22 protein-coding genes are annotated in these 24,657 nt (G+C 72.4%); 14 read left to right on the top strand and 8 right to left on the bottom strand.

Annotated elements, in window-relative coordinates:
- Positions 1–98 precede the first annotated feature (98 nt).
- Together MQV74_RS21870 and MQV74_RS21865 are read right to left on the bottom strand one after the other, a co-directional pair.
- Positions 99–338, bottom strand: coding sequence for an SH3 domain-containing protein (locus tag MQV74_RS21870; protein WP_242720108.1), 240 nt, complete (start codon positions 336–338; stop codon positions 99–101).
- 324 nt (positions 339–662) lie between these two features.
- On the bottom strand, positions 663–2,228 hold the full coding sequence (locus tag MQV74_RS21865) for an MFS transporter (RefSeq protein WP_242720106.1): 1,566 nt from the start codon (positions 2,226–2,228) through the stop codon (positions 663–665).
- A gap of 135 nt (positions 2,229–2,363) precedes the next feature.
- Here MQV74_RS21865 and MQV74_RS21860 point away from each other — a divergent pair, with 135 nt between their 5' ends.
- Positions 2,364–3,107 (top strand): TetR/AcrR family transcriptional regulator, encoded by a 744-nt coding sequence (locus tag MQV74_RS21860; protein WP_242720105.1) that lies wholly within the window; start codon positions 2,364–2,366, stop codon positions 3,105–3,107.
- Between the two features lie 73 nt (positions 3,108–3,180).
- Positions 3,181–3,636: a DUF7144 family membrane protein gene (locus MQV74_RS21855; RefSeq protein WP_242720103.1), complete on the top strand. Its 456-nt coding sequence runs from the start codon at positions 3,181–3,183 to the stop codon at positions 3,634–3,636.
- Here MQV74_RS21855 and MQV74_RS21850 read toward each other — a convergent pair.
- The gene (locus MQV74_RS21850) at positions 3,633–4,541 is read right to left on the bottom strand and encodes a LysR family transcriptional regulator (protein WP_242720101.1); all 909 of its coding nucleotides are present in this window, start codon (positions 4,539–4,541) and stop codon (positions 3,633–3,635) included. The genes MQV74_RS21855 and MQV74_RS21850 overlap by 4 nt on opposite strands.
- A gap of 155 nt (positions 4,542–4,696) precedes the next feature.
- Here MQV74_RS21850 and MQV74_RS21845 point away from each other — a divergent pair, with 155 nt between their 5' ends.
- Positions 4,697–5,968 (top strand): SGNH/GDSL hydrolase family protein, encoded by a 1,272-nt coding sequence (locus MQV74_RS21845; protein WP_242720099.1) that lies wholly within the window; start codon positions 4,697–4,699, stop codon positions 5,966–5,968.
- 71 nt (positions 5,969–6,039) lie between these two features.
- Here MQV74_RS21845 and MQV74_RS21840 read toward each other — a convergent pair whose 3' ends face one another.
- On the bottom strand, positions 6,040–6,417 hold the full coding sequence (locus tag MQV74_RS21840) for a hypothetical protein (protein WP_242720098.1): 378 nt from the start codon (positions 6,415–6,417) through the stop codon (positions 6,040–6,042).
- Positions 6,418–6,615: 198 nt separating this feature from the next.
- On the opposite strand from MQV74_RS21840, the gene MQV74_RS21835 reads away from it, so the two are divergent.
- From MQV74_RS21835 to MQV74_RS21815, 5 genes are all read left to right on the top strand, one after another.
- A complete protein-coding gene (locus MQV74_RS21835) occupies positions 6,616–7,671 on the top strand; it encodes an ATP-binding cassette domain-containing protein (protein WP_242720096.1) in 1,056 nt (351 codons plus the stop codon).
- On the top strand, positions 7,668–8,513 hold the full coding sequence (locus MQV74_RS21830; protein WP_242720094.1) for an ABC transporter permease: 846 nt from the start codon (positions 7,668–7,670) through the stop codon (positions 8,511–8,513). Before MQV74_RS21835 ends, MQV74_RS21830 begins: the two co-directional genes overlap by 4 nt.
- Positions 8,514–8,590: 77 nt before the next feature.
- Entirely contained in the window at positions 8,591–9,454 is an 864-nt protein-coding gene (locus MQV74_RS21825; protein WP_242720092.1) for a hypothetical protein, read from the top strand.
- Between the two features lie 57 nt (positions 9,455–9,511).
- Positions 9,512–10,528, top strand: coding sequence for an endonuclease/exonuclease/phosphatase family protein (locus tag MQV74_RS21820; protein WP_242720090.1), 1,017 nt, complete (start codon positions 9,512–9,514; stop codon positions 10,526–10,528).
- 102 nt (positions 10,529–10,630) lie between these two features.
- On the top strand, positions 10,631–12,595 hold the full coding sequence (locus tag MQV74_RS21815) for an FUSC family protein (RefSeq protein ID WP_242720088.1): 1,965 nt from the start codon (positions 10,631–10,633) through the stop codon (positions 12,593–12,595).
- 22 nt (positions 12,596–12,617) lie between these two features.
- On the opposite strand, the gene snpA is transcribed toward MQV74_RS21815, so the two are convergent.
- Entirely contained in the window at positions 12,618–13,295 is a 678-nt protein-coding gene (gene snpA, locus MQV74_RS21810; protein WP_242720086.1) for a snapalysin, read from the bottom strand.
- Between the two features lie 208 nt (positions 13,296–13,503).
- On the opposite strand from snpA, the gene MQV74_RS21805 reads away from it, so the two are divergent.
- Together MQV74_RS21805 and MQV74_RS21800 are read left to right on the top strand one after the other, a co-directional pair.
- Positions 13,504–14,556, top strand: coding sequence for a LysR family transcriptional regulator (locus MQV74_RS21805; protein WP_242720084.1), 1,053 nt, complete (start codon positions 13,504–13,506; stop codon positions 14,554–14,556).
- Between the two features lie 162 nt (positions 14,557–14,718).
- Complete coding sequence (locus MQV74_RS21800) at positions 14,719–15,705, top strand: hypothetical protein (protein ID WP_242720082.1); 987 nt, start codon at positions 14,719–14,721, stop codon at positions 15,703–15,705.
- Between the two features lie 55 nt (positions 15,706–15,760).
- Here MQV74_RS21800 and MQV74_RS21795 read toward each other — a convergent pair whose 3' ends face one another.
- Positions 15,761–17,872 (bottom strand): PhoX family protein, encoded by a 2,112-nt coding sequence (locus MQV74_RS21795; protein ID WP_242720080.1) that lies wholly within the window; start codon positions 17,870–17,872, stop codon positions 15,761–15,763.
- A gap of 84 nt (positions 17,873–17,956) precedes the next feature.
- On the opposite strand from MQV74_RS21795, the gene MQV74_RS21790 reads away from it, so the two are divergent.
- A complete protein-coding gene (locus MQV74_RS21790; protein ID WP_441349358.1) occupies positions 17,957–19,393 on the top strand; it encodes a VWA domain-containing protein in 1,437 nt (478 codons plus the stop codon).
- 38 nt (positions 19,394–19,431) lie between these two features.
- Entirely contained in the window at positions 19,432–21,060 is a 1,629-nt protein-coding gene (gene metG, locus MQV74_RS21785) for a methionine--tRNA ligase (protein WP_242720076.1), read from the top strand.
- Between the two features lie 91 nt (positions 21,061–21,151).
- Here the strand turns inward: metG and MQV74_RS21780 are convergent, their stop codons facing one another.
- The gene (locus MQV74_RS21780) at positions 21,152–21,739 is read right to left on the bottom strand and encodes a TetR/AcrR family transcriptional regulator (RefSeq protein ID WP_242720074.1); all 588 of its coding nucleotides are present in this window, start codon (positions 21,737–21,739) and stop codon (positions 21,152–21,154) included.
- Positions 21,740–21,857: 118 nt separating this feature from the next.
- On the opposite strand from MQV74_RS21780, the gene MQV74_RS21775 reads away from it, so the two are divergent.
- Both MQV74_RS21775 and MQV74_RS21770 read left to right on the top strand, forming a co-directional pair.
- Positions 21,858–22,727, top strand: coding sequence for an NAD(P)-dependent oxidoreductase (locus tag MQV74_RS21775; RefSeq protein WP_242720072.1), 870 nt, complete (start codon positions 21,858–21,860; stop codon positions 22,725–22,727).
- Between the two features lie 131 nt (positions 22,728–22,858).
- Positions 22,859–23,056, top strand: a complete 198-nt coding sequence (locus MQV74_RS21770; protein ID WP_242720070.1) for a hypothetical protein — start codon at positions 22,859–22,861, stop codon at positions 23,054–23,056.
- A gap of 3 nt (positions 23,057–23,059) precedes the next feature.
- On the opposite strand, the gene MQV74_RS21765 is transcribed toward MQV74_RS21770, so the two are convergent.
- Positions 23,060–24,637, bottom strand: coding sequence for an amino acid ABC transporter substrate-binding protein (locus MQV74_RS21765; RefSeq protein ID WP_242720068.1), 1,578 nt, complete (start codon positions 24,635–24,637; stop codon positions 23,060–23,062).
- Positions 24,638–24,657: the final 20 nt, after the last annotated feature.

Genomic DNA, 24,657 nt, shown 5'->3' with positions numbered 1-24,657 from the left:
GGGGGGCTGCCCCGGGCCGCCCCTGCGCCGGGGGCTCCCCGGGGCCCTGCCCTGCGCTGGAGGCCTCCCCGGGGCCCTGGGCCAGGGCCTGGCGTCCGCTAGCCCTCCGTGTCGCCGGCGGTCGCGTCGCCGCAGGTCCGCACGGTGCCGGTGTTGTCCACGTACCGGGCCGAGACCCATCCCGGGCGGTCGCGCAGCAGGTACCAGACCGCGTTGCCGTCGATGAGCTGAGCCCTCACCTTGCAGCGCAGGCCGACCGTGGCCCTGAAGGGCAACCTGGCGATGGCGGAGGAGTCCGTGCTGGGGAACTCCCGCACGTTGACTCCCGCTTCGTTCACGACGGTTCCGTAGGGCTGCCTGGGTGTCGAAGCCATCTCTTCCTCGCTTTCCTGCGTCGCCGAAACCCGGGTGAGGGTCCACCCGTGTGCCGAGGGCCTGAAGGAGTTGTCGGCACGATCCGCCTCGCTGACACCGTCTCGGCAATCTGTTCGCGCGAAACAGGCCAGGTGTGTCCCTCCCCGGGCAAGGGCCCCGGAACGGCGACAACCCGCGAGCCGGGGGAGGATCGCGGGTGTCGCCGGGGGATCTATGGAGGGCCGGGCGGGGTTGACCCGCCGCAGGCCCAGGGCCGAAGCCCCGTGGTGGAGGCCCAGGGGCCAGGGTCAGTGGGAGACGAGGTCCGGCTCCCGGTCCTCGTCGACGGCCGGGGCCTCGGGCCCGGGCTTCATCAGGAAGAGGGAGAGGACCGCGGCGACGAGGACGGCGGCCGCCCCGGTCACGAAGGTCGCGGACATCGCCTCGGTGAAGGCGGACCGCACCGCGTCCCCAAGCGCCGCGTTCCCCGTCTTGGCGGCTTCCGCGAGCCCCTCGACGACGGAGTTGTCCGCGGTGTCGGAGGCCGACGCCGGCATCTCCTTGGCGTACGTGCTGGAGAGGACGGAGCCGAGGATCGCGACGCCGAGGGCGGCGCCCGCCTGCTGGACGGTGTCGTTGAGGGCGGAGCCGACACCGGCGTGCTCACCGGGAACCGCGCTCATGAGGGCGGCCACGGCGGCGGGCATCGCGAGGCCGCCGCCCATGCCCATCAGGACCATGGCGATGGCGACGATGCCGAAGCCGTCACCGGGCTCCAGCGTGGTGAGGGTGAAGAAGCCACCGGCGGTGATGGTGAGACCGACGGCCACCAGGAAGCGGTTGCCGAGCTTCTGGCCGAGCGTGGCGCCCAGCGTGTTGAAGACGAGGGAGGCGACGGCGAGCGGCGCGAAGGCCCAGCCGGTCTTCGTCGGCGAGTAGTGCAGGACGAACTGGAGGTACTGGGTCAGGACGAGCAGCAGACCGCCGTTGGCGAAGGTCAGCAGGACGATCGAGAAGCTGGCGCCGGTGAAGACGCGGTTGCGGAACAGCTCGATGGGGACCATCGGCTCGTCGACGCGCGTCTCCCAGAAGCCGAAGCCGACGAGGGCGGCCACGGCCACGATCCCGGCGACGAACACCTTCGGGGAGTCGAAGCCCTCCTTCGGCCACTCGGTGATCGTCCACACCAGCGCGACCATGCCGACGACCGACAGGATGATGCCGAGCGGGTCGGCCTTGCGCCAGGGGCCCTTGGACTCCGGCATCAGGATGAGCGCGGCCAGGATCGCGAGGCCCACGATGGGCAGGTTGATCAGGAAGACCGAGCCCCACCAGAAGTGGCCGAGCAGGGCACCGCCGAACACCGGGCCGCCGACGAGGCCGACCATCGCCACGGCGCTCCAGGCCGCGATGGCCTTGGGCCGCTCGTCCTCGTCGAAGACGGTGATGAGGATCGAGAGGGTGCTGGGCATGATCAGCGCGCCGCCGACGCCCATGAGGACGCGGCCCGCGATCAGCTGCTCGGGGCTGTTCGCGATGGTCGCGATCAGTGAGGCCCCGCCGAAGAGGACAAGGCCGAGCACCATGACCTTGCGGCGACCGAAGCGGTCCGAGAGCGAACCGGACGTCAGCAGCAGGCCCGCGAAGACCAGCATGTACGAGTCGAGGATCCACTGGATGTCGGAGGCGGTGGCGTCGATGTCCTCGGCGATGGGCGGGATCGCCACGGTCAGGATCATGTTGTCCACGACCAGGACCAGCGTGCTCAGGCACAGCACGACGAGGATCAGCCAACGTCGCGGGTCACGCACCGGGGTCTCACCGCCCGTTCCCTCCCCCCGGTCGTCCGTGCCCTGCGCTGCAAGCCCGTCCATCGGACCTCCTCGGTACGTCGTTCGCTGACACCGAACACTGTACGCACGCCGCACACTGTTCGCAAGCTCCGAACACTGTTCGCATTCTGCGCTAAGGTGGGGGCTTCACGTCGGAGCAGAAAGAAGGGTGGCCGCATGCCGCGCACCGGGAAGCCGACCGCGATCTCCGTCTGGACCCGGCCGCAGCGACCGCGCCGGGAACAGCCCGCGCTCAGTCGCGACCAGATCGTCTCCGAGGCCATCGCGCTCCTCGACGCCGAGGGCCTGGAGGCCCTGAGCATGCGCAAGCTGGGCACGCGGCTGAACGCGGGCGCCACCTCGCTCTACACCCACGTGTCGAACAAGGACGAGATCATCGAGCTCGCCGTCGACCGGGTCTACGGCGAGATCGAAGTGCCGCTGCCCGCCTCCGGCTCCCGCGACGACTGGCGCGCCGCGACCAAGCAGTTCGCCGAGAACGTCCGCGAGACGCTCCTGAGTCACCTGTGGATCTCCTCCGTCCTCGGCGAGCTGGGCATGGCCCATCTGGGGCCGAACATGATGGGGCTCACGGAGGAGATGCTCGGCCTGTTCGAGGCGGGCGGCTTCGACCTGGAGACCTCCGAGATCGCCGTCAAGACCATCTGGGCGTACGTCATCGGCATCGCCACCACCGAGGCCGCGTACCTCACGACGGTCGCGCGCAGCGGCCGCACCGAGCAGGAGTGGCACGACACGGTGCGGCCCGCGGCTGCCGACGCGGTGCAGGCGTATCCGCGCCTGCGGAAGATGTACGCGATGTCGCCGCAGGGCGCCGACGCGAGCAGTGCGCGGCAGGGCTACTTCGAGGTGGGCATCGCGTGCATCCTCGACGGCCTGGAGACCCACGTCGCCCCCTGACGCGGGCGGGCCCCGGTCCCTCCAATGGCCCGCTCCGGTGGCCGTCCCCCGACGGCCGCCGGACGCTCGGGCCATGACCTCACCGGAACGTGACACGCATCGCGCGGCGCCCCCCGGGCCCGCCGGACCCTCGGGCTACGGCGACGACAAGAGCGCCTGGGCGACGGGCGGCACGCTCTTCGCCGGTGTGCTCATGCTCGTGTACGGGACCCTCGGGGTGCTCACGGGGATCGCAGGCATCGGCAAGGACGACGTGTACGCGCGCATCGGCGACTACGTGTACAAGTTCAACCTCACCGCCTGGGGATGGATCCACCTCGTGCTCGGAGTCCTGGTGGCGGTGACGGGCTGGGGCATCCTCAAGGGCGCCGAATGGGCCCGCGCGACCGGCATCGCCCTCGCCGCGGTGGCCATGGTCGCCCAGTTCCTCTGGCTCCCCTACAGCCCCCTGTGGGCCCTGATCTCCCTGGCCATCGGAGCGTTCATCATCTGGGCCCTCTGCACGAACGACTCCGCCGACAACGTCTAGAACGTCGCGGGGCCGCCGTTGGCCGCCAGGGCGTCGTGGATGGCCTGGGTGAAGGCCTGGGCGGGGGCCGACGGGGTGCCCGTGCGCCACACCGCCGCCACCTCCGCCGCGGGCAGGTCCGGCACAGGTACGAAGGTGATGTCGGGCCGGGAATAGTACGTCTCCACGGAGGCGATGACCGGCGAGACCCCCTGGCCCGTGGCGATGAGCGTGATGAGCTCCTGGAACGTGGCCACCGCCTGCCCCCGCCTGATCTCCCGGCCGGACGGCGTCCGCGGCGGCACCTGGAAGTCCCACCAGTAGGACGGCGCGCTGTTCACCACCCCGAAGCAGGTCTCGCCCGCCAGGTCCTCCCAGGACAGGGAGGCACGCCCGGCCAGCCGGTGCCCCACGGGCATCGCCAGGACGCGGGGCTGGCTGATGACGACGGGCCCGACGGTCAGGTCGGGCTCGCGCACGGGCAGGCAGGTGAAGAGCACGTCGACCTCCCCGGACCGCAGCGGCCCGAGCGGATCCTGGAACTGGGTCTCCCGCATCCGGACCTCGCACCGCGGGCACCGCTCGCGGAACAGCTTGAGGATGGGCTGGGTCAGCGCCCCGGCCCCCGCGCCGAGGAAGCCGACGCCCAACTCGCCCTCCACCCCGCGCGCCACGTCCTTGGCGCGGGCCACCGCCTCCTCCATGAGCCGGTGCAGCGGCGCCAGGTCCTCGTACAGCTGACGCCCGAGCGGCGACAACCGCACCACGCGGCTGGTGCGTTCGAAGAGCGTGCCGCCGATCGTGCGCTCCAGCTTCTTCACGGTCTGGCTGACGCGTGCCTGCGAGACGAGCAGGCGCTCCGCCGTGTGCCCGAAGTGCAGCTCCTCGGCGAGCGTCAGAAACGTCTCCAGCTCCTGCCGTTCCATCCCCGGCCCCTCCCCTGCTCGGCCCCTGGCCAGCCCCTGACCTGCATCGATAAGTCGGAGCATGGTGATCGTTTCATGAATCGTCGTTGATCGGCCGCGGGCGGCGGCGGATCGTTGGCCTTGGCCCGCCCCACGTCAACTTCCAAGGATCCGCCATGTCTTCGCGCCCCCGCAGGTCCGTCGTCGCCGCCACCGCACTCGCCCTCGTCGCGGGACTCTCCGCAGCCGGGGCCAGCGCCTCCACCGCCCCCGCGGGCAAGGGCACGCAGTGGAACGCCGCCTGGGCCGCCGCCCCGCAGCGTCCCAGCACCGGCTTCAAGCCCAACTGGTCGGAGGCGGGCTTCGACCGCCACACGCTGCGCCAGGTGGTGCGCGTGACCCAGGGCGGCGACCGGGCCCGCATCCGCCTCTCCAACGCCTACGGCGCCTCCCCGCTGCGCATCGAGGGCGCCACCGTCGCACGCACCGAGGGCGCCAAGGGCGCCGCCGTCGAGAAGGGCACGCTGCGCCGCCTCACCTTCGGCGGCGAGCGCACGGTCACGATCCCGGCCGGAGGGCAGCTCTCCAGCGACGCGGCCGCACTCGGCCTCGACCGCTTCGACTCCGTCACCGTGACGCTCCGGCTCGCGGGCACCACCGGGCCCGCCACCTTCCACGCCCAGTCCTTCGCGACCAGCTACCGCGCCGCGGGCGACCACCTCACCGACACCGGCGGCGGCGCCTTCGGCGAGTCCACCGAGTCCTGGTACTACCTCTCGGGCGTCGACGTACGCGGCGAGCGGCCCGCGCGGCGCGACGGGGTCGTCCTGTTCGGCGACTCCATCACCGACGGCTTCGGCTCCTCCGCCGACCTCAACCGCCGCTGGTCCGACGCCCTCGCCGAACGCCTCGCCAAGGCGGGCAAGGCACGCCCCGTGGTCAACTCCGGCATCGGCGGCAACCTCGTCCTCAACGACTCGGCGTGGTTCGGCGACAAGAGCTCCACCCGGTTCGCGCGGGACGTCACCGACCTGCCGAACGCCGGGACCGTCGTCGTCCTCGAAGGCGTCAACGACATCGGCTTCAGCGAGACCGACAAGCCGACGTACAAGCCCGCGCCGGTCGTGACCGCGAAGGAACTCATCAACGGCCACCGGAAGCTGATCCGCGCCGCGCACGCCAAGGGCCTGAAGGTCGTCGGCGCCACCCTGGTGCCGTTCGGCGGCTCCGACCACTACGGCGAGCGCGCCGCCGCCGTCAGCGACGCCTTCAACACCTGGGTGCGGACGTCCGGCGCGTACGACGGGTACGTCGACTTCGACAAGGCCCTCGCCGACCCCGCGGACCCCGAGCGCATCCGGCCCGCGTACGACAGCGGCGACCATCTGCACCCGAACGACGCCGGGTACCGGGCCATGGCCCGCGCGGTCGACCTCACGACCCTCTAGCCCCGCCCCCTCTTCTGTTCCCGCTCTGGATAGAACGTTCGCTCCACTCGGTGATGAGGTTCCGCCGTGGGCTACTCGCGCGTGTAGAAGTGGTAGAACGTCGCCGCGAAGACGCCGCCCGCGACCACCGCGGCCATGCCCGTCGCCCGCAGCACGCTCGCGTCCGTGAGGCTGTACAGGAAGCCGAAGCTCACACCCGCGAAGGTGGCCCAGGCCAGGGCGCGCAGCTCGCGCGGCAGGCCGGGGGCGAAGCGGCGCACGGCGGCGTACAGGGCGCCGAAGGCCACCCCGGTGACCACGCCGTACAGGACGTTCCCGCCGGTGATGGGGCCGCCCTCGCGATGGATGCCCGCCGCCCAGACGCCGTAGACGACGGCGAGGACGAGGGGCCCCGCGAGGACGTGGGAGAGGCTGCGGATGCCGGGGGATCCGTGTGCGGTGAGTGCCATGGCGGTTCCTCTCTGCTCGGGCCCTGCGGCCTCCTCCCAGGAAACACCCGCGCGGCCACGCGCTCCACCGGAGCGCGTGGCACGCTGGGAATGAGCCACGGCCCCGGCGATGAGTTTCCGGGCCGGGCCCGGTCTCCCTCATGACACGGCGCACCGCTACCGCACCGCGCGAGGCATCGCATCGGAGGGCGTAGGGACATGAGCAGCACACAGCCGGGACGGGACCCGAATCCGGACGGCCTCGCCATCGAGACCGCGGGCCTGGTGAAGACGTTCGGCGACAACCGCGCGGTCGACGGCGTCGACCTGGCCGTCCCCGGGGGCACGGTCTACGGCCTGCTCGGGCCGAACGGCGCGGGGAAGACGACGACCGTGAAGATGCTCGCCACGCTGCTGCGCCCGGACGGCGGCGAGGCGCACGTCTTCGGCCACGACGTGGTCCGCGAGGCCGACGCCGTCCGCACCCGCGTCAGCCTCACCGGGCAGTACGCGTCGGTGGACGAGGACCTCACCGGCACCGAGAACCTGGTCCTGCTCGCCCGGCTCACGGGCCACGGCAAGAAGGCCTCGTACGCGCGCGCCGAGCAGCTGCTCGCGGCGTTCGGCCTGGCCGAGGCCGCCGGGCGGCAGGTGAAGAACTACTCGGGCGGCATGCGGCGCCGCATCGACATCGCCGCGTCCATCCTGAACACGCCCGACCTGCTCTTCCTCGACGAGCCGACCACGGGGCTCGATCCGCGCAGCCGCAACCAGGTGTGGGACATCGTGCGGGCCGTCGTCGCCCAGGGCACCACGGTCCTGCTGACCACGCAGTATCTGGACGAGGCCGACCAGCTGGCGTCCCGGATCGCCGTCATCGACAAGGGCCGGGTCATCGCCGAGGGCACCAAGGGCGAGCTGAAGGCGTCCGTCGGCGCGGGCTCCGTGCACGTCCGGCTGCGGGACGCGGCCCAGCGCGAGGAGGCGGCCCGGCTGCTCGGACGCACCCTGGACGCGCAGGTGCAGCCGGAGCCCGACCCGGTGGCGCTCACCGCCCGGGTCGGCGACGGCGGGCGCGGCGCCGAGGAGGCCGCCGCCGAGAAGGCCTCCCGGGCCCTCGCCGAACTCGCCCGCGCGGGCATCGTCGTCGACAACTTCTCCCTGGGCCAGCCCAGCCTCGACGAGGTGTTCCTGGCCCTCACCGACCAGCCGCTCGACCCCCACCAGCAGAGCCGCACACAGCAGGACCGCGAGGAAGCCGAGGCCGCGCTATGAGCACCGTGACCACCGTCGAGGCCCAGGAACTCGCGCCCGTCCACACGGAGTCCCTCGCCGAACTGCTCATCTCCAAGGACCGGCCGCGCCGGCCCAGCGCCCTGTCGACGTCCCTGACGTTCGGCTGGCGGGCCGTCCTGAAGATCAAGCACGTGCCGGAGCAGCTCTTCGACGTGACGGCTTTCCCGATCATGATGGTGCTGATGTACACGTACCTCTTCGGGGGAGCGCTCGCCGGATCGCCGCGCGAGTACATCCAGTACCTGCTGCCCGGCATCCTCGTGATGTCCGTCGTCATGATCACGATGTACACGGGCGTCTCGGTCAACACCGACATCGAGAAGGGCGTCTTCGACCGCTTCCGCTCGCTGCCGATCTGGCGGCCCTCGGCGATGGTCGGCTATCTCCTCGGTGACGTCCTGCGCTACGCCATGGCCTCCGCCGTGATGCTGAGCGTCGGCCTCATCCTCGGCTTCCGCCCGGACGGGGCGCTCGGGGTGCTGCTCGGCGTGCTGCTCCTGCTGGTCTTCTCGTTCGCCTTCTCCTGGGTGTGGACGATGTTCGGGCTGCTCCTTCGCACCGAGAAGTCCGTGATGGGCGTGAGCATGATGGTGCTGTTCCCGCTGACGTTCCTCTCCGACATCTTCGTGAAGCCCGAGACGATGCCGGGCTGGCTCCAGGCCTTCGTCAACAACAACCCCGTCACGCACGTCGCCTCCGCCGTGCGCGGCCTGATGGCCGGCGACTGGCCGGGCGCGGAGATCGCGTGGAGCCTGGGCTGGGCGGGCCTGCTCGTGGCGGTCTTCGGGCCGGTGACGATGCGCCTGTACAACCGCAAGTAGGCAGCCGCACGCCCGTCCTGCTCCATCCGGAGTCACCCCGGTCGCGCCCGGCGCGGCCGGGGTCTTGCCTGGGTGGCGTGCCCCCACGCCTGCGCGCCGCCCTCTGTGCCGTCCTGCTCGTCCTCGCCTGCCTCCTGGTGCCCCTCGGCGCGGTCTCGACCTGGGCGGCGTACGAGATCCACGACACGGACCGGTACGTGGCCACGATGGCGCCCCTGTCCTTCGACCCGGCGGTGCGGGCGGCCGTGGCCGACGCCGTCACCGACTCCGTGGTCAAGGAGATCGACGCGGGGCCGCTCCAGTCCACGGTCGAGTCGTTCGTCCGGGACGCCGTGGGTTCCTTCACCGGTACCGCGGCCTTCCGCACCGCCTGGAACGCGGCGAACCGCGCCGCGCACGCGGCCGTCGAACAGGCCCTGGAGCACGACTCCGACGGCGAGGTGAGCATCGACCTCGCACCGATCACGGAACAGGTCAAACGGCGGCTCGCCGAAGAGGGCGTGCCGTTCGCCGACCGCATCCCGGTGCGCCACACCGAGGTCACGGTCATGAAGGCGCAGGACCTGAGCGACTACCGGAAGGTGTTCCGCATGCTCCAGGCCGCGGGCCTCTGGCTGCCCGTCGCCGCGGCGGTCTTCGCCGTCGGCGGCATCCTCCTCGCGGTGCGCCGCCGCCGCGCCGTCATCGCGACCGCCCTCGGCACGGCCGCCGGGGCCGCCGTGCTCGCCGCCGCCGTCGCCGTCGGCCGCGCGCTCACCCTGGACGACCTGCCCCCGGACGTGTCCCGGGCCGCCGCGGGTGCCGTCTACGACGCGCTCACGGAGAGCCTGCGCGTGACGGCGTGGGTCCTGCTGGGCCTCGGTCTCCTCGTGGCGGCCGGAGTGTGGTGGCTCTCCCGCGGGCGCCCCGGGAAACTTTCCGCGGGGCCGCCACGTCTCTAAGGGAGGATTCGGACAGCGCGCCGCCCGGCGGGCGCCCCGTCGAGGAAAGGCCGCCCCTTGGAGCACGCGACGGCACCGCCCACCGCCCCCGAGGACCCGTTCCCCGACGACGCCCCCGTCCGGCGGCCGGGCCGGTGGCGGGCCTGCGCCTGGACGGCGGGCCTGCTGCTCGCCGGGGTGAGCGCGGTCCTCGGCTGCCGCGCCGCCGACACCGACGCCGTCACGCCCGTGCCGCAGGTCCTCGCCTTCCTGCCCTGGCTCCTGGCGCCCGCCGTGCTCGCGCTGCTGCTCGCCGCGTACGGGCGCTGGCGCGTCGGGCTCGTCTGGGCGGTGGCCGTGCTCGGCGGGCTCGCCTGGTTCATGGAGCCGTACGGGAAGCTCGCGGAGCCGGACGGGCCGCCCCTGGCCGATCTGCGCGTGCTCGCCGCCAACGTCGAGTTCGGGCACGGGGCCCCCGGCCTCGTCGAGGCGGTACGCAAGCACAAGCCGGACCTCGTCTTCGTCTCCGAGTGCGACCGCGCCTGCCAGGACACGCTGCGCGAGGGGCTGCCGAAGTCGGCGTACCCCCACCGGGTGGCCGCCGGGGGCAACGGGGCCGACGGGTCCGTCATCCTCGCCGACGTGCCCCTGAAGCGGGCCGAGGGCGTGCGCGGCACGCTCGGCATGCCCGGGGCCGTCGCCGACGTCAAGGGCGTGGCCGTGCGGCTCCAGCTCGCCCACCCCATGCCGCCCACGCCCGGCGACGTCGACCGCTGGCGCACCGAGCTCGGCGCCCTGCGGGACTTCGCCGCGGCGGGGGACGGGCGGCCCACCATCCTGGCCGGGGACTTCAACGCCACGCAGGACCACGCGGCGTTCCGGCGCATCCTCGGTACCGGGCTGCACGACGGGGCGCGTCTCGCCGGGGCCTCGCGGACGCCCACCTGGCCCACGGTGCTGCCGCGGCCCTTCGGCGCGCAGATCGACCACGTCCTCACGACGCCGGACTTCGCCGCGCGCTCGGCCGGCTTCCTGACCCTCGGCAACACGGACCACCGTGCGGTGCTGCTCGACCTGACCTTGCACCGGGGCTGACCCTGGATCTTTCCGCCCCTCCGGCGTTTGAGGAGCGGGGTCTGGGGGCGGGGCGCGCGGCCGTAAGCGCAGGTCAAGCCGAGCCCCGGCGATAATGGCGGCATGCCCCGCCCACCGGACTGGCTCGTCAGGTCGCTCAAGCCCCAACCGGCCCCCGTCCCCTGGGCGGCGGTCGCCCGCGCCGCCATCGCCATGGCCCTGCCCCTGGCGATCGGCACGGCGGCGGGCCACCCGGCCTACGGGGCGCTCGCCAGCATGGGCGCCCTGTCCGGCGTGATCGGCGACACCGCCGACGCGTACCGCATGCGGATCCTCAACATCGCCGTCCCGCAGCTGTTCGGCGCGCTCGGCGTCACCCTGGGCTCGCTGGCCCACGGCCACGCCTTGGCTGCGGTCGCCGCGGTGACCGTCATCGCCCTGGTCTCGGGGATGATGTCGACGATCGGCGCCGTCGCCTCTGTGTCGGGGCTCCTGCTGCTGCTCAACGCGGTCATCGGCGCGGGCCTGCCGCTGCCCGGCGCGTGGTGGCTGGCCCCCGCCCTGATGACCGGCGGCGGCCTGCTCGTCCTCGTGCTCGCGCTGCTCGCCTGGCCGCTGCGGTCCGGCGTACCCGAACGGGCCGCCGTCGCGGCCGCGTACGACAAGGTGGCCGCGCTCCTGGAGGCGGCGGGCACCGAACACACCGGGGACGACGCCTACGACGAGGCCCGCGCCGCCGTCACCGCCCAGCTCAACCAGGCCTACGACCTCGTCCTGGCCCGCCGCGCCCGCGACCACGGCCGCAGCCCCGACCTGGTGCGGCTCATCGCCGAGCTGAACGCCATCACCCCGGTCGTCGAGGCAGCGCCCGCCGCCCACCAGTACGGCGAGGAGCTGCCGCCCGAACTGCCGGAGGCGGCCCGCCGGCTCGCCGCCGCCATCGCGCGCGGCCCCGGCGCGGAGCCCGCGGAACTCGGGCTGCCCGTGGAGCTGCCGGGGACGTACGGGGCCGCGGCCCGCGCCGTGTACCAGGCGCTGCGGCACGCCGCCGACACCCTCGCCGACCCCGACCCGCTGACCGCCGTGCACGCCGACGACCGGCTCGGACGGCCCGCCGCGCTGCGCGTGCGGGCCCGGCGCGCGACCCGCAACGTCGTGCTCTCCGGGGCCTCCTGGCGCTACGGTCTGCGGCTCGCGCTGTGCATCGGCATCGCGCAGTCCCTGGTGTCCCTCATCGACGTGCCGCGCTCGTACTGGGTGGCGCTCACCGTCACCTTCGTCCTGAAACCGGACTTCGGCTCGGTGTTCTCGCGCGCGGTGATGCGGGCCGTCGGCACGGCGGTGGGCCTCGTGGTGGCCGCGGCGGTGCTCGCCGCCCTCGAACGGGGCTGGTGGGACGTGCCCGTGGTGCTCGTCCTCGCCATGCTCATCCCCGCGCTCACCCCGCGCGGGTACGGCTACCAGACCGCCGCCATCACCCCGGTGATCCTGCTCCTGTCGGACGTCCTCAACCACCAGGGCTTCGGGCTCGTCCTGCCCCGGCTGCTCGACAGCCTCATCGGCTGCGCCATCGCGCTGGTCGCGGGCTATCTGCTGTGGCCGGAGAGCTGGCACACGCGGATCGGGGACCGGCTCGCGGACGCGGTCGCCGACACGGCGGCGTACGTGGAGTGCGCGTTCGGCAAGGACGGCGCGGGAGGCGATCCCGCCGCGCGGGCCCGGATGCGGCGGCGCCTGTACCGCGACCTGTCCGACATCCGCACCGAGTTCCAGCGGGCGCTGACCGAGCCGCCGCCCGTGGGGGCGCGGGCCGCCGCGTGGTGGCCGCTGGTGGTGGCCGTGGAGCGGATCGTCGACGCGACCACGGCCGCGCGGGTGCGCGTACGGCACGGAGCCTCCGCCCCCGAGGGGGCGGAGGCCGGGGAAGTCGTGCGTCAGCTGCGCGAACTGGCTGCCGCGCTGCGGGAGGTGGAGGTGCTCGTCCCGGTGCCCGTGGAGTTCACGGGCCCCAAGGACAGCGTCCTCGAACCCCTCCGTCAGGAGGTGGCCGCGGCCCGCGCGATCGCGTCACCGCGGCCTCGGCCCTAGCGGGCCCTGGCTCCCCGCGAGGTCACTTCGCCGCTTCGACCTGCTTCATGGCCTTGGCCAGGCCGTTGGCCCAGAGCTGGTTGACGCGGGCCCGCTCCTGCGCGTTCGGCTGGGCGTTCTGGCAGGACGTGCCGGGGCCGCCGCCGGACATCAGTTCCGAACAGGGGCCGGAGTAGTGGTCGGGGAGGCCGAGCACGTGGCCGGTCTCGTGGGCGGTCACGCGGGTGGAGTTGTACTGCTGGTTCTGCCGGTAGTCGAGGAAGATGTAGCCGCGGCCGTGGCCGTTGGTGCTCGCGTACGAGCCGCGCGGGTCGTTGCCCTCGCGGTACTCGAAGCTCGTACCGCTCGTGCCCTCCTGGAGCTTGACGTTGGAGACGGCCGCGTTCCATATGGAGGTGCTCGCGGCGATCTGCTGCCGGAACGACGGGGCGCGCTGGGTGCTGTAGGTCACCGTGACGGCCTTGACGCCGGGGTTGGCGGCACGCTTCTCGGCGACCGCCTTGACGACGGCCTCGAAGAACGCCTTGTTGGCCGCGGCCTCTTCGGAGGAGCCGGTGTACCCGGCGTAGGAGGACGACGCGGTGGTCCTGGCGGCCTTGGCCGAATCGGACGACGTGGCCGCCGAAGCGACGGAGGAGGTGCCGAGCGCGGCGACCGCGAGTCCGAGTGCGGCGGCGACGGACACATAACGCTTGTGCATGTGGGGGGCTCCCTACTCGTTCGGTGAAAGATGAACGTTTCGGTACCCGTGAGTGTCGGGGAGCCAGGCGCGTTGCGGATGATGGCAGCTGGCGATAGCCCGGGCCTATCGCCGTACATCCGGTCACCGGACGGAGGGGCAACTTCTACGGTTCCATGGGTGTTTGGGAGGCTGGTGTGCTGCCGTAACCCGCTCTACGCTCACGGCCATGGAGCTCGAGGTCAGGCACCTCCGCGCACTCTGCGCCATCGCTGACAGCGGCAGCCTGCACAAGGCGGCGCGCCAACTCGGCATGAGCCAGCCCTCGTTGACCACCCAGCTGCGGCGCATCGAGCACGCCGTGGGCGGCCAGCTCTTCACCCGCGAGCGCACCGGCTGCCGCCCCACCCCGCTGGGCCGCACCGTCCTCAGCCGCGCCCGGCCGCTGGTCATCGAGATGCGGGCGCTCGTCACCGAGGCCCGCGCGGCCGCCGCCCGCTCCGCCGACGGGGAACCGCGCCTGCGCATCGGCTCCACGGCGAGCCGCGCCATACCGGGCTGGCTGCGCAGGCTGCGCGCCAGCATGCCCGGCACCGAGACCTCGCTCCAGATGGACGTGTCCGCGAACGCGCTGCTCCGCGACGTCGCCGAGGGCCGCCTCGACGTCGCGTTCGTGCACGAGGTGGAGGGCAGTCCGCTCAGATTCCCCGACGGGCTCGCCCGCCGCGTACTCATCGACCGCGAGCCGCAGTTCGTCTCGCTCGCCGCCGACCACCCCGCCGCCCGCGAGCCCGTCATCAGCCTCGCCGACCTCGCCGACGACCGCTGGATGGTCGACCCGACCGTGGACGGCGAGTGGGACGGCCTGCGGAGGATGCTGAGATCCGCGGGGCTCGACCCCCGCGTGCTGCACGGCGACTATCTGACCGCCGCCACGCTCGTCGCCACCGGCGAGGTCGTCACCGTCTGCCAGCCCACCTCGGTGGCGAGACCCGACATGGCGGTCAGACCCCTGCACGGCGATCCGCTGGGCGTCCGCCTGTACGTCGCGGCCCGTACGGAGACGGAGCTGAACGCCGTGTACGGCGAGCTGGAGGCCGCCTACTGGGAGGCCGCCGCGGAGGCCCCCGCCTACCAGGACTGGCTGCTCGGCACCCGCGGCGCCGGACCCCCCTCGACCTGTCCCCCCGCGCCTCCCCCCGGCCGTCCGGCACGGTCTGTCCCCGCGCCCGGGGACCTTGGCCCCCACCCCGCTCGGGACCTTCGGCCAACGCCTCTCTGACCTGCATCTTTTACCGTTTTACGGTTCCGCGTGGCGGTCTGCGGCCAGTTGTTACGTTCCCTACGGACGACGCACACATGGCGCCCGTAGCTTCATATCCGTCGCCACCGCAAAGGGGCACAAAGACGGACAAGACGCCGACCAGTACGAGGGAACCACGCCATGCGCGCCACCCGACGCACCATCCGCACCGCTGCCATCGCCACCGGCGCGATCGCCGCGCTCGCCGTCCCCACCACCGCGGCCTTCGCCGACTCCCCGGCGGCCCCGCACCCGGTCGACGGCGCCGCCGCGCCGGGCGATCGGACCGGCGACGACACGACGCCGGACCCGGACCCCACGCCGACCCCGGACGACCACACCAAGCCGGACGACGAGACCAAGCCGGACGACCACACCAAGCCCGACGACGAGACCAAGCCGGACGAGGACAAGGACAAGCCGGTCCCCGGCGGCTGGGAGTCCAAGGGCACGATCGCCCTCGGCCACGGCTGGACCGCGAAAGTCGACGTCAACGCCTCCGCGCGCTCCGCCAAGGCCCAGCTCCTCAAGGACGGCGTCGCCAAGGGCTCGCTGAAGGCGTACATCAAGTCCGCCTCCACGAAGATCGACGGCTGTACGTTCACGCTGACCGCCGACGGCACGGTCACCAAGACCGGCACGCCGACCCCGCCGAAGCCGCAGCCGAAGCCGAAGCCGCAGCCCGCGAAGAAGCGCACCTTCGTGCGCGAGTACGAGAACCTCGGCAAGACCGGCTTCGACGCCAAGGTCTACAAGACCAAGGCGGGCTACGAGGCGGACCTGATCGCCCCGGCTCCGGACACCGGCAGGAAGACCGTCTGGGACACCCTGAAGCAGACCGGCGCCAAGGCCGCCTACGGGCAGCACAACGGCGCGCACTTCGTGCTCAACCCCGACGGCACCATGAAGGGCTGGGTCGAGGGCCGCGCGCAGGGCGGCACCGCGCCGAAGCCCACGCACCCCTCCACCAAGGTGCCGCAGGGCGGCGTCAAGGCGGGCGCCGACGGCGTGGACGGCTCCGCCGACGCCTCGCACGCCACCCCGCTGGTCGCCGCGGGCGGCGGCATGGCGGCCCTGGGCGCGGCGGGCCTGGGCTTCGCGATGTACCGCCGCAAGCAGAACGACTAGGCACCGGTACGTGAGACGGGGCGCCCCCGGACAAGGGGGCGCCCCACCCGCGTACTCAGACGCCGATGTCGTCGCCGTCCGCGCGCCACACCGACACGACCGCCGGGCGCACGATCTTCCCGGGGCCGTCGGGCCAGACGCTCGCGGGCTTCTCGACGGACGCGCCGTCGACCTCACCCGGGTGCTGCACGGCGACGAGCACGCGCCGCTCCTGTACGAGCGGACCGCAGGTCTCCGCGCCGGTCGGCATCGTCAGGAACTGCTTCAGCTCACCGCGCCGCTCACCCTTCGTGGCCACGCCGAACAGGCCGTCGTGGGAGCCGAGCTGGTTGCCGTCGGTGGAGATCCACAGGTTGCCGTGCGGGTCGAAGGCCACGTTGTCGGGGCAGGAGATGGGGCTGACCTTGTCCTTGGGGAAGCCCGCGAAGTACGTGGCCGGGTCGTTCGGGTCGCCCGCGACGAGGAAGAGGTTCCAGGCGAAGCGCGTGGACTCCGGCCGGTTGCGCGACTCCGTCAGTTCGAGCACCTGCCCGTGCTTGTTGAGGTTGCGCGGGTTGGCCTCGTCGGCGCCGGCCTTGCCGGGCTTGCCGCGGTCGGAGTTGTTCGTCAGGGCGACGTACACCTTGCCGGTCGTCGGGGACGGCTCGATGTCCTCGGGGCGGTCCATCTTCGTGGCGCCCACCTTGTCGCCCGCGAGCCGCGTGAAGACGTACACCTCGTCGGCGGTCATGCCCTCGACGTGCGAGACGGCCTTGCCGCCCGCGTACGCGGTGGCCAGCGGGATCCACTGGCCGCTGCCGTCGAACTCGCCGTCGGCCGGGAGCTTGCCCGTGCCGTCGATCTCCGTCACCGGCGAGTCGCCGGTGAACTTGGCGACGTACAGCGTGCCCTCGTCGAGCAGCGTGAGGTTGTGCTCGCGGGCCCAGCGCGATTCGCCCTTGGCCATGCGCTTGCTGCTGACGAACTTGTAGACGTAGTCGAAGCGCTCGTCGTCACCCATGTAGACCACCGGGCGGCCGTCCCGGGTCAGCCGGGGCTGGGCGCCCTCGTGCTTGAAGCGGCCGAGCGCGGTGCGCTTGCGCGGCACGGAGTCCGGGTCGTACGGGTCGAGCTCGACGACCCAGCCGAAGCGGTGCGGCTCGTTCGGCTCCTTGGTCAGGTCGAAGCGGTCGTCGAACCGCTCCCACTTGCGCTCGGACTCGCCCCCGACGACGCCGTAGCGCTTCAGGCGCGCGGCCCGGTCCGGGTCGGTGACCTTGTCCGCGTGCGCGAAGTACTGGTTGAAGTTCTCCTCGCCGTGCAGCGTGGTGCCCCACGGGGTGGTGCCGCCGGAGCAGTTGTTGAGCGTGCCGAGGACGGTGGTGCCGCGCGGGTCGGCCTTCGTGCGGACGAACTCGCTGCGGGCGGCGGGGCCGGACAGGTGGAACTTGCTGGTGGTGGTCAGGCGCCGGTTCAGCCGGTGGCGGGGCACGGCACGCAGGGCGCCGGTCTTCCGCTCGCCGTCGACCACGACCACGGACAGGCCGTGCGCGGCCCAGGCGATCTCGACCTGCTCGCGGGTCGGGTTCTTGGCGTCGTAGCCCTTGAACATCAGGACTTCGTCCGTGTACTCGTGGTTGGCCACGAGCACCTGACGGCCGTGCTCCTCGCTCTCGCCGCGCAGCGGCAGCAGGCTGAGGAAGTCGTTGTTGTAACCGAACTGGCCGGCCTGGGCCTTCGCGGACTGCTTGTCCGCGTCGAAGGCGGGGGCCCCGCGCAGGATGGGCTCGCCCCAGCGGATCACGACGTTCTGGCGGTAGCCCGCGGGGACGGTGACCTGGTCGGCCGTGTTGGGCGCGACCGGTGTGAACCGCAGGCCGCGGGCCGCCTTCTTCCCTCCGGGTTTGTACGCCGCCGGGGCCGCGCCCGGGGCCGCCGCGGCCTGTCCCGCGCCGGGGCCGAGGGCGACGCCGCCCGCCGCGGCCGTGGCCACGGTCACCACGGCGGCCGCGCGCATCACGGAGCGGCGGCTCAGGGCACCGGCTATGACGTCGCCGACGTACTCGTTGTCGCTGGTGTTCGGCACCGGGTGGAAGCAGGCGTCGCCGCAGCGGAACCGGCACGTCATGGCCGAGCGGCCGCCGGTGCCGCCCGGGTGTGAGGTGATCAGGGGCAGCAGCTTGCGCACGGGTTCCTCCAGGGTGGCTGAAATGGGCTGCGACGTGGCTGTTTTCACTCGATTCACAGCGGTCCGGCTGGAGGCTAGGGGCGGCTGCCAGCAGCACGGGGGACTGCGGGTGAACGGAGCGTGAACCGCGCCTGGCCCCTGGGGTCGGCCGGGGGCCCCGTGCGGCCGGGGAGGCGGCGGATACCCTTACGTGTCCCTTGTGGCCTGGGGGCCGGTCGGGGACTCACTCACGCCGAACTCACACTTAGGGGTGCGCACATGGGCATTCTGGATCGACTGCGGAGCGCCTTCCGCCGCCGCCGAACCACTCCGCCGCCCCTTCCCGAGGCCACGCCCCGGCCGGAGTCCCCCGCCGAGCCCGCGCCCGAGCCCGAGTCCACGCCCGCGCCCGCGGCCACCGTTCCGGCCCCGGCCCCGGTCCCGGCCCGGGAAGAACCCCAGGCCTCCGTCCCCGGCCAGGCCTCCGCGATGGAGGACCTCGTGGCCGCGGCCTTCGACAACGTCACGGTCCGCCGCGCCGCGACGGCCCCCCTCACCGACCCCGCTCATGACGGGGAGGCCCCCACCGCCGCTGGGGGCAATCGTCCCGCGGGGCGGGACGGGTGGGCACAGCCCGAGGTGCCGAGCAACCGTGAAGCAGAGCCCGCCCCGGTGGAGCCCGCTCCCGCAGCGGCGCCCCCGGCGGAGGAGCCCCAGGCCATAGAGACCCCGGCGGAGGAGGAGCCCGAGGCCGAGGTCCCGGCCGAGGCGACGGCCCCCGCCGAGCAGGAGCCCGAGGCGGAAGCCTCGGAGGAGGGCCCGGCCGAGGTGGAACCCCCGGCCCAGGCAGACGCCCCGGCCCAGGCGGAAGCCCCCGCCAAGCCCGCGCTCAGCCTGGCCAGGCTCAAGGCGCGGGCGCCGGGCCTCGCCCCGGCCTACAAGGCAGCAGGCGCGGCCCTGCGCAAGCAGGGCCTGACGGGCACCCGAGCCCGGGTCTACCTCGTACTGGACCGCTCCGGCTCCATGCGCCCGTACTACAAGGACGGCTCCGCCCAGGCCCTCGCCGACCAGACCCTCGCCCTGGCAGCCCACCTCGACCCCACCGCCACCGTCCACGTCGTCTTCTTCTCGACGGACGTCGACGGCACCGGCACCCTCACCCCGGCCGACCACGAGAACCGCGTCGACGAGCTGCACGCGGCCTGCGGCCGCATGGGCCGCACCAGCTACCACCGCGCCGTCGAGGAGGTCGTGGCCCACTACGAGAAGACCGAGGGCGAGGGCCCCGCCCTCGTGGTCTTCCAGACGGACGGCGCCCCGGACGCCAAGGGCCCCGCGACCCAGGCCCTGGCGGACGCCGCCCGGCACCCGCTGTTCTTCTCCTTCGTCGCCTTCGGCGAACAGGACAACAAGGCCTTCGACTACCTGCGCCGCCTCAAGGCGGACAACGCCGCCCACTTCCTCGCGGGCCCCGCCCCCAAGGAGCTCACCGACAAGCAGCTCTACGAGGGCCTCCTGGCGACCTGGCGCCCCCGGCCGTGATGTGAGTCGATCTTCGTTGGGCCGTTAGGATTTCGACCATGGCGGCCACTGGATCCGAGAAGCAGGGGGCGGACGAGAGCGCGAAGGCGTTCTACGTCTCGACCCCCATCTACTACGTAAACGACGCTCCTCACCTGGGCCACGCCTACACGACCGTCGCAGGCGACGTGCTCACGCGCTGGCACCGTCAGCGCGGCGAGAAGGTGTGGTACCTCACCGGCACGGACGAGCACGGTCAGAAGATCATGCGCACGGCCGAGGCGAACGGCGTGACGCCCCAGGAGTGGTGCGACAAGCTCGTCGAGGAGGCCTGGCGCCCCCTCTGGGAGCACCTGGAGATCGCGAACGACGATTTCATCCGGACGACGGAGAAGCGGCACACCGACCGGGTGCAGGAGTTCGTCCAGGACCTCTACGACAAGGGCGAGATCTACAAGGGCGGCTACGAGGGCCCGTACTGCGTCGGCTGTGAGGAGTACAAGCTCCCGGGCGAGCTCCTCGACGGCGAGGGCGCGTACGAGGGCCAGAAGCTCTGCCCGATCCACAAGAAGCCGGTGGAGCTCCTCAGCGAGGAGAACTACTTCTTCAAGCTGAGCGAGTACGGCGACAAGCTCCTGGAGCACTACGCCGCGACCCCGGGCTTCATCCAGCCCGAGTCGGCGCGCAACGAGGTCGTGAACTTCGTCAAGCAGGGGCTTCAGGACCTGTCGATCTCGCGCTCCACCTTCGACTGGGGCGTGAAGGTGCCGTGGGACGACAAGCACGTGATCTACGTGTGGGTCGACGCGCTGCTCAACTACGCCACGGCCGTGGGGTACAACGAGAACCCGGCGAAGTTCGACGGCACCTTCCCCGCGAACGTGCACCTCGTCGGCAAGGACATCCTCCGCTTCCACGCGGTCATCTGGCCCGCGATGCTGATGGCCCAGGGCCTCCCGCTGCCCGGCAAGGTCGCCGCGAACGGCTGGCTGATGGTCGGCGGCGAGAAGATGTCGAAGTCGAACCTGACCGGCATCAAGCCGCAGGACCTGACCTCGCACTTCGGCGTCGACGCCTACCGCTGGTACTTCCTGCGCGCCATCGCCTTCGGCCAGGACGGGTCCTTCTCCTGGGAGGACTTCACCGCCCGCTACACCAGCGAGCTGGCCAACGACTACGGCAACCTCGCCTCGCGCGTGGCCGCCATGGTCGGCAAGTACTTCGGCGGCGCGCTGCCCGCGGCCACGGCGGACGGCCCGGCGGAGGCCGCGGTGCACGAGGGCCTCGCGAAGGCCGTCGCCACGGCGGACGCGAAGATCGGCGACGACCTCGACTTCCAGGGCGGCATCCTCGCCGTCTTCGACTTCGTGAAGCAGGTCAACGGCTACATCACGGAGCAGGAGCCGTGGAAGGTGGCCAAGGACGAGAGCGAGCAGGGCAAGGCCCGCCTCGCGACCATCCTGTACACGGCCGCCGAGTCCCTGCGCGCGGTCGCCGTGCTCCTCAACTCCGTCATGCCGGACACCTCCCAGAAGCTCTGGGACTCCCTCGGCGCCGAGGCGTCCCTGGGCGCGCTGGCGGACCAGAGGGTCCAGGACGCGGGCGCGTGGGGGCAGCTCCCCGCGGGCTCGACGGTGACGAAGGGCGCGGTCCTCTTCCCGCGTCTGGAGGAGCCGAAGAAGGCCTAGCCGGACACGCGGCACAGCTCGGAGGAAGGGCCCGGAACCATGTGTTCCGGGCCCTTCCCGCGTCTCCGCCCGCCTTCCGTACCAGGTGGCGTCAGTCCTCGTACGTCCGGACGAGCCGCGCCAGCTGGCGTCCGGCCGCCCGCAGGGGCTCCTCGCTGCGGTTGACCTGCGCCGTCACCTCGGCGCCCTCCAGGGCGCTGATGACGGTGGTGGCCACCTCGCGCGCGTCGGCCTCCGTGAAGCCGCAGGCCAAAAGCTTCTCGGCGACGATGTTCTCCCAGCTGCGCAGCGCCTCGCCGCACACCCGCTGGATCTCCGAGTCCGTGCCCAGGGTCTCCAGGGCGGCGGCCGTGATGGGGCAGCCGTCGGTCCAGCCCGACGCGCGCAGTTCGACGGCAAGGCGCACGGCGCAGGCCTCGATCGCGGCGGCCGGGTCGCCCTCGGGGCGGAGCGCGTCCTGGAGCAGCCGGCCGAACTCCCTCTCCCCGTGCTTGATCGCGGCCACGGCGACGGCTTCCTTGCCGCCCGGGAAGAAGTGGTAGACGGAGCCGAGCGTGGCCTGCGCCTCCTTGGCGATCTGTTTGATGCCGGTGCCGACGTAGCCCTGCCGCTGGATGAGCTGCGCGGCGACCACGACGATCCGCTCGCGCGTGCTGGGGGGCGCGCTGTACATGCTCATCCCGCCACCTTACCCATCCTCTGAGTAGAGCGTTCGTTCTAGTGCTGTGCTACGTTACTCCCGGCTCTGGATAGAGCGTTCGTTCTAGAGGTACTCAACAGAGAGACAGGAGACAGCTATGTCACAGTCCGTAACTGTTCTGGGGCTCGGTCCGATGGGGCAGGCCATGGCGGGCGCGTTCCTCGACCGGGGCTACGAGGTGACGGTGTGGAACAGGACCCCCTCGCGCGCCGCCGCGCTCGCCGAGCGGGGCGCCCGCGTCGCCGCCACCGCCGAGGAGGCCCTGCGCGCCAACGACCTGGTGGTGCTCAGCCTGATCGACTACGACGCGATGTACACCGCGCTCCAGGGCGCCGAGGCCGCGGTGGCCGGCCGGGTCCTGGTGAACCTCAGCTCGGACGTCCCCGAGAAGGCCCGCGCCGCGGCCCGCTGGGTGACGGAGCTCGGCGGCACCCATCTGACCGGCGGCGTCCTGTCCCCGCCGCCCACCATCGGCAGCCCGGACATGTCCACCTTCTACAGCGGCCCCCGCGAGGCCTACGACACGCACCGCGCGGCCCTGGAGGTCATCACCGGCAAGACCGACTACCGCGGCGAGGACCCGGGGCTCGCGGCCCTGATGTACCAGCTCAACATGGTCGTCTTCTGGCCCGCGATGCTCGCCTACTGGCAGGCCGTCGCCCTCGCCGGGGCGCACGGCATCTCGGCCTCGGAGATGGCCCCGTACGTGGCCGGCAACTACGAGGGCATGCGGCAGTTCATCGACTTCTACGCGCCCCGCATCGACGCGGGCAACCACGCGGGCGACGTGGACCGCATCTCGATGGGCATGGCGAGCATGGAGCACGTCGTCCACACGAACGCGGACGCGGGCGTGGACACGGCGTTCCCGCAGGTCGTCCTGGACGCCTTCCGCCGGGGCGCGGACGCCGGGCACGGCGCCGACAGCTTCAGCAAGCTGGTGGACCTCATGAAGGAGCCCGCCTGACCGCCGGGGCCGTGCGGGCCGCGCGCCGCGGCCCGCACGAGTGGCTTGATCTCTACCCCGTCAATGAGCTCTTGATCACTTCGTGACCGGACTCACTCCCTCTTCACGCCCACGCACGTACGCTTCACAGCATGGCCACGAATCCCGCTTCCGACCCGCGGCGCCCCCAGCGCACCGCGGACGAGGTGAACGAGGAGATCCGTGCGCTGTGGCTGCGCTGCGGCGGGCGGTTGAGCACCGACCAGCGACGCGAGTATCAGCGCCTGGTGACGGAGTGGGCGACGGCGGAAGCCGCGGACCAGCAGGACTCCCCGACCAGAGCGGCGTAGGCGTCAGCCACTGGGCACGACGCAGTCGCGCGGCTGTGGGCGCCCGCCCGGCCACCCGAGCCCCACGAACCTCAGCTTGCGCGTGCGGGGGTCGAGTTCGACCACCGCCACCGGCTTGTCGTAGGGATTGCCCGCATTGGTCAGACACACCCACCCACTGGTTCCGGCCACCCGGTGCGCGGACTCCAGGCGCGACCACTGGGCGGCCACCCGCTCGCGGGGCGGCACCGACCCGGCCGACCGGGCGTTGGCGAGGAAGACGGCCCGGGAGATCGTGAGCACGCCGTCGTGCACGAGCATCGTGCGCGAGTCGTCGTAATGGACGGGCCCGATGTCACCGGCCCCCTGGCGGTCGGTGAGCGCGCGCAGCTCGGCCAACTCCCGCTGCGGTTCTGCCAGGTGGGCGGGTCGGCCCTTCGCCCCGGCCAGCGCCCGCGACCAGGCCTCGGGGTGTCCGGGCGCGGTGTACTGCACGGTGACCGTGGGCTCCTTGGCGCCCGCGTCGCCGCGCAACTTCCGCCAGTCCGCGGCGCTCATGTAGCGGTCCAGGGTCGCCGCGCCCGAACCGCTCACCACGGTGTACCGCTTGCCCCGGCACGGCACTTCCGCGAGCTTCAGCGCGAACAGGCGCAAGTGCACCGGGCGGCCCGCGAAGTAGACGACCTTCGCCCGGGACTGGCAGATGTTGTGGCCGATCAGCGAGAAGTCGTTGCCGGTCTCGCCCGCGTCGCCGATGGACGGGGACGTGAACTCCTGGTCCTTCGCGCCCGGCGGGCCCGCCTCGTCCCCGCTGAACGCCCGCGCGAGCGACTCCACATAGATGTCGTCCGGGCGGGTGTCCTTGACCAGGACCGTCTCCTCGTCGCGCAGGCCGTGGTGGAACGCGGCGAGCGCCGCCGCCTGCTGCCGGTTGGTGGGGATCACCCGCGCGAGCCCGGGGAAGCGCGGCCTGCCCTCGCGCCGCTCGACGTTGGCGAGTTCGTCCGCGCTGGCCCGGCTGATGAGGACCGGGACGCGCAGCTCGTTCGTCAGCCGGTCGACGGCGTCGACGGTGTGCCGCAGGCTCAGGTTGAAGCCGGTCACCGCGCGCAGGTTGTGCTTCCGGTCGTCCGCGAGCTCCGCCAGGTCGTCGACGACGCGGGCCTGCTGGGCGTAGTTCCGGCCGGGGTTGGCCAGCACCAGACGGATCAGCGGCTTCTGCTCGGTGCGGTTGGCGCGGTACTGGGCGAGATAGGCGCCCTGTACGTCGCTGCGCAGCTGGGTGCGCTCGGCGGCCGACTCCGGCTGGAGGGGCAGCATCATCGCCACGGTGACGTGCGGCTCGCCGTCGATCCGCCGGTTCTCCCTGGCGATCGCGGCGCTGACCCTGCTGATCTCGGACGTGCCGAAGTCATAGCCGGAGCCGTTGATTCCGACGCATTCGCCGCCGTGCTTCTCCACGCCGTCCGCGCAGTGGTCGGGACCGCCCACGGCGGGCGGCACCAGGATGCCCACGGCGGCCCCCACGGCCGCCACGACCAGGATCGTGACGGCCTTCTTCAGGCGTGTGGCCCACACGTGGTTGTACAGCCAGTTCAGCACCGCCGCCCCCTTCGCCCCGC

The sequence above is a fragment of the Streptomyces sp. AN091965 genome (genome assembly GCF_022698285.1).
Lineage (GTDB): Bacteria > Actinomycetota > Actinomycetes > Streptomycetales > Streptomycetaceae > Streptomyces.
This window is presented reverse-complemented; position numbering and strand designations above follow the sequence as displayed.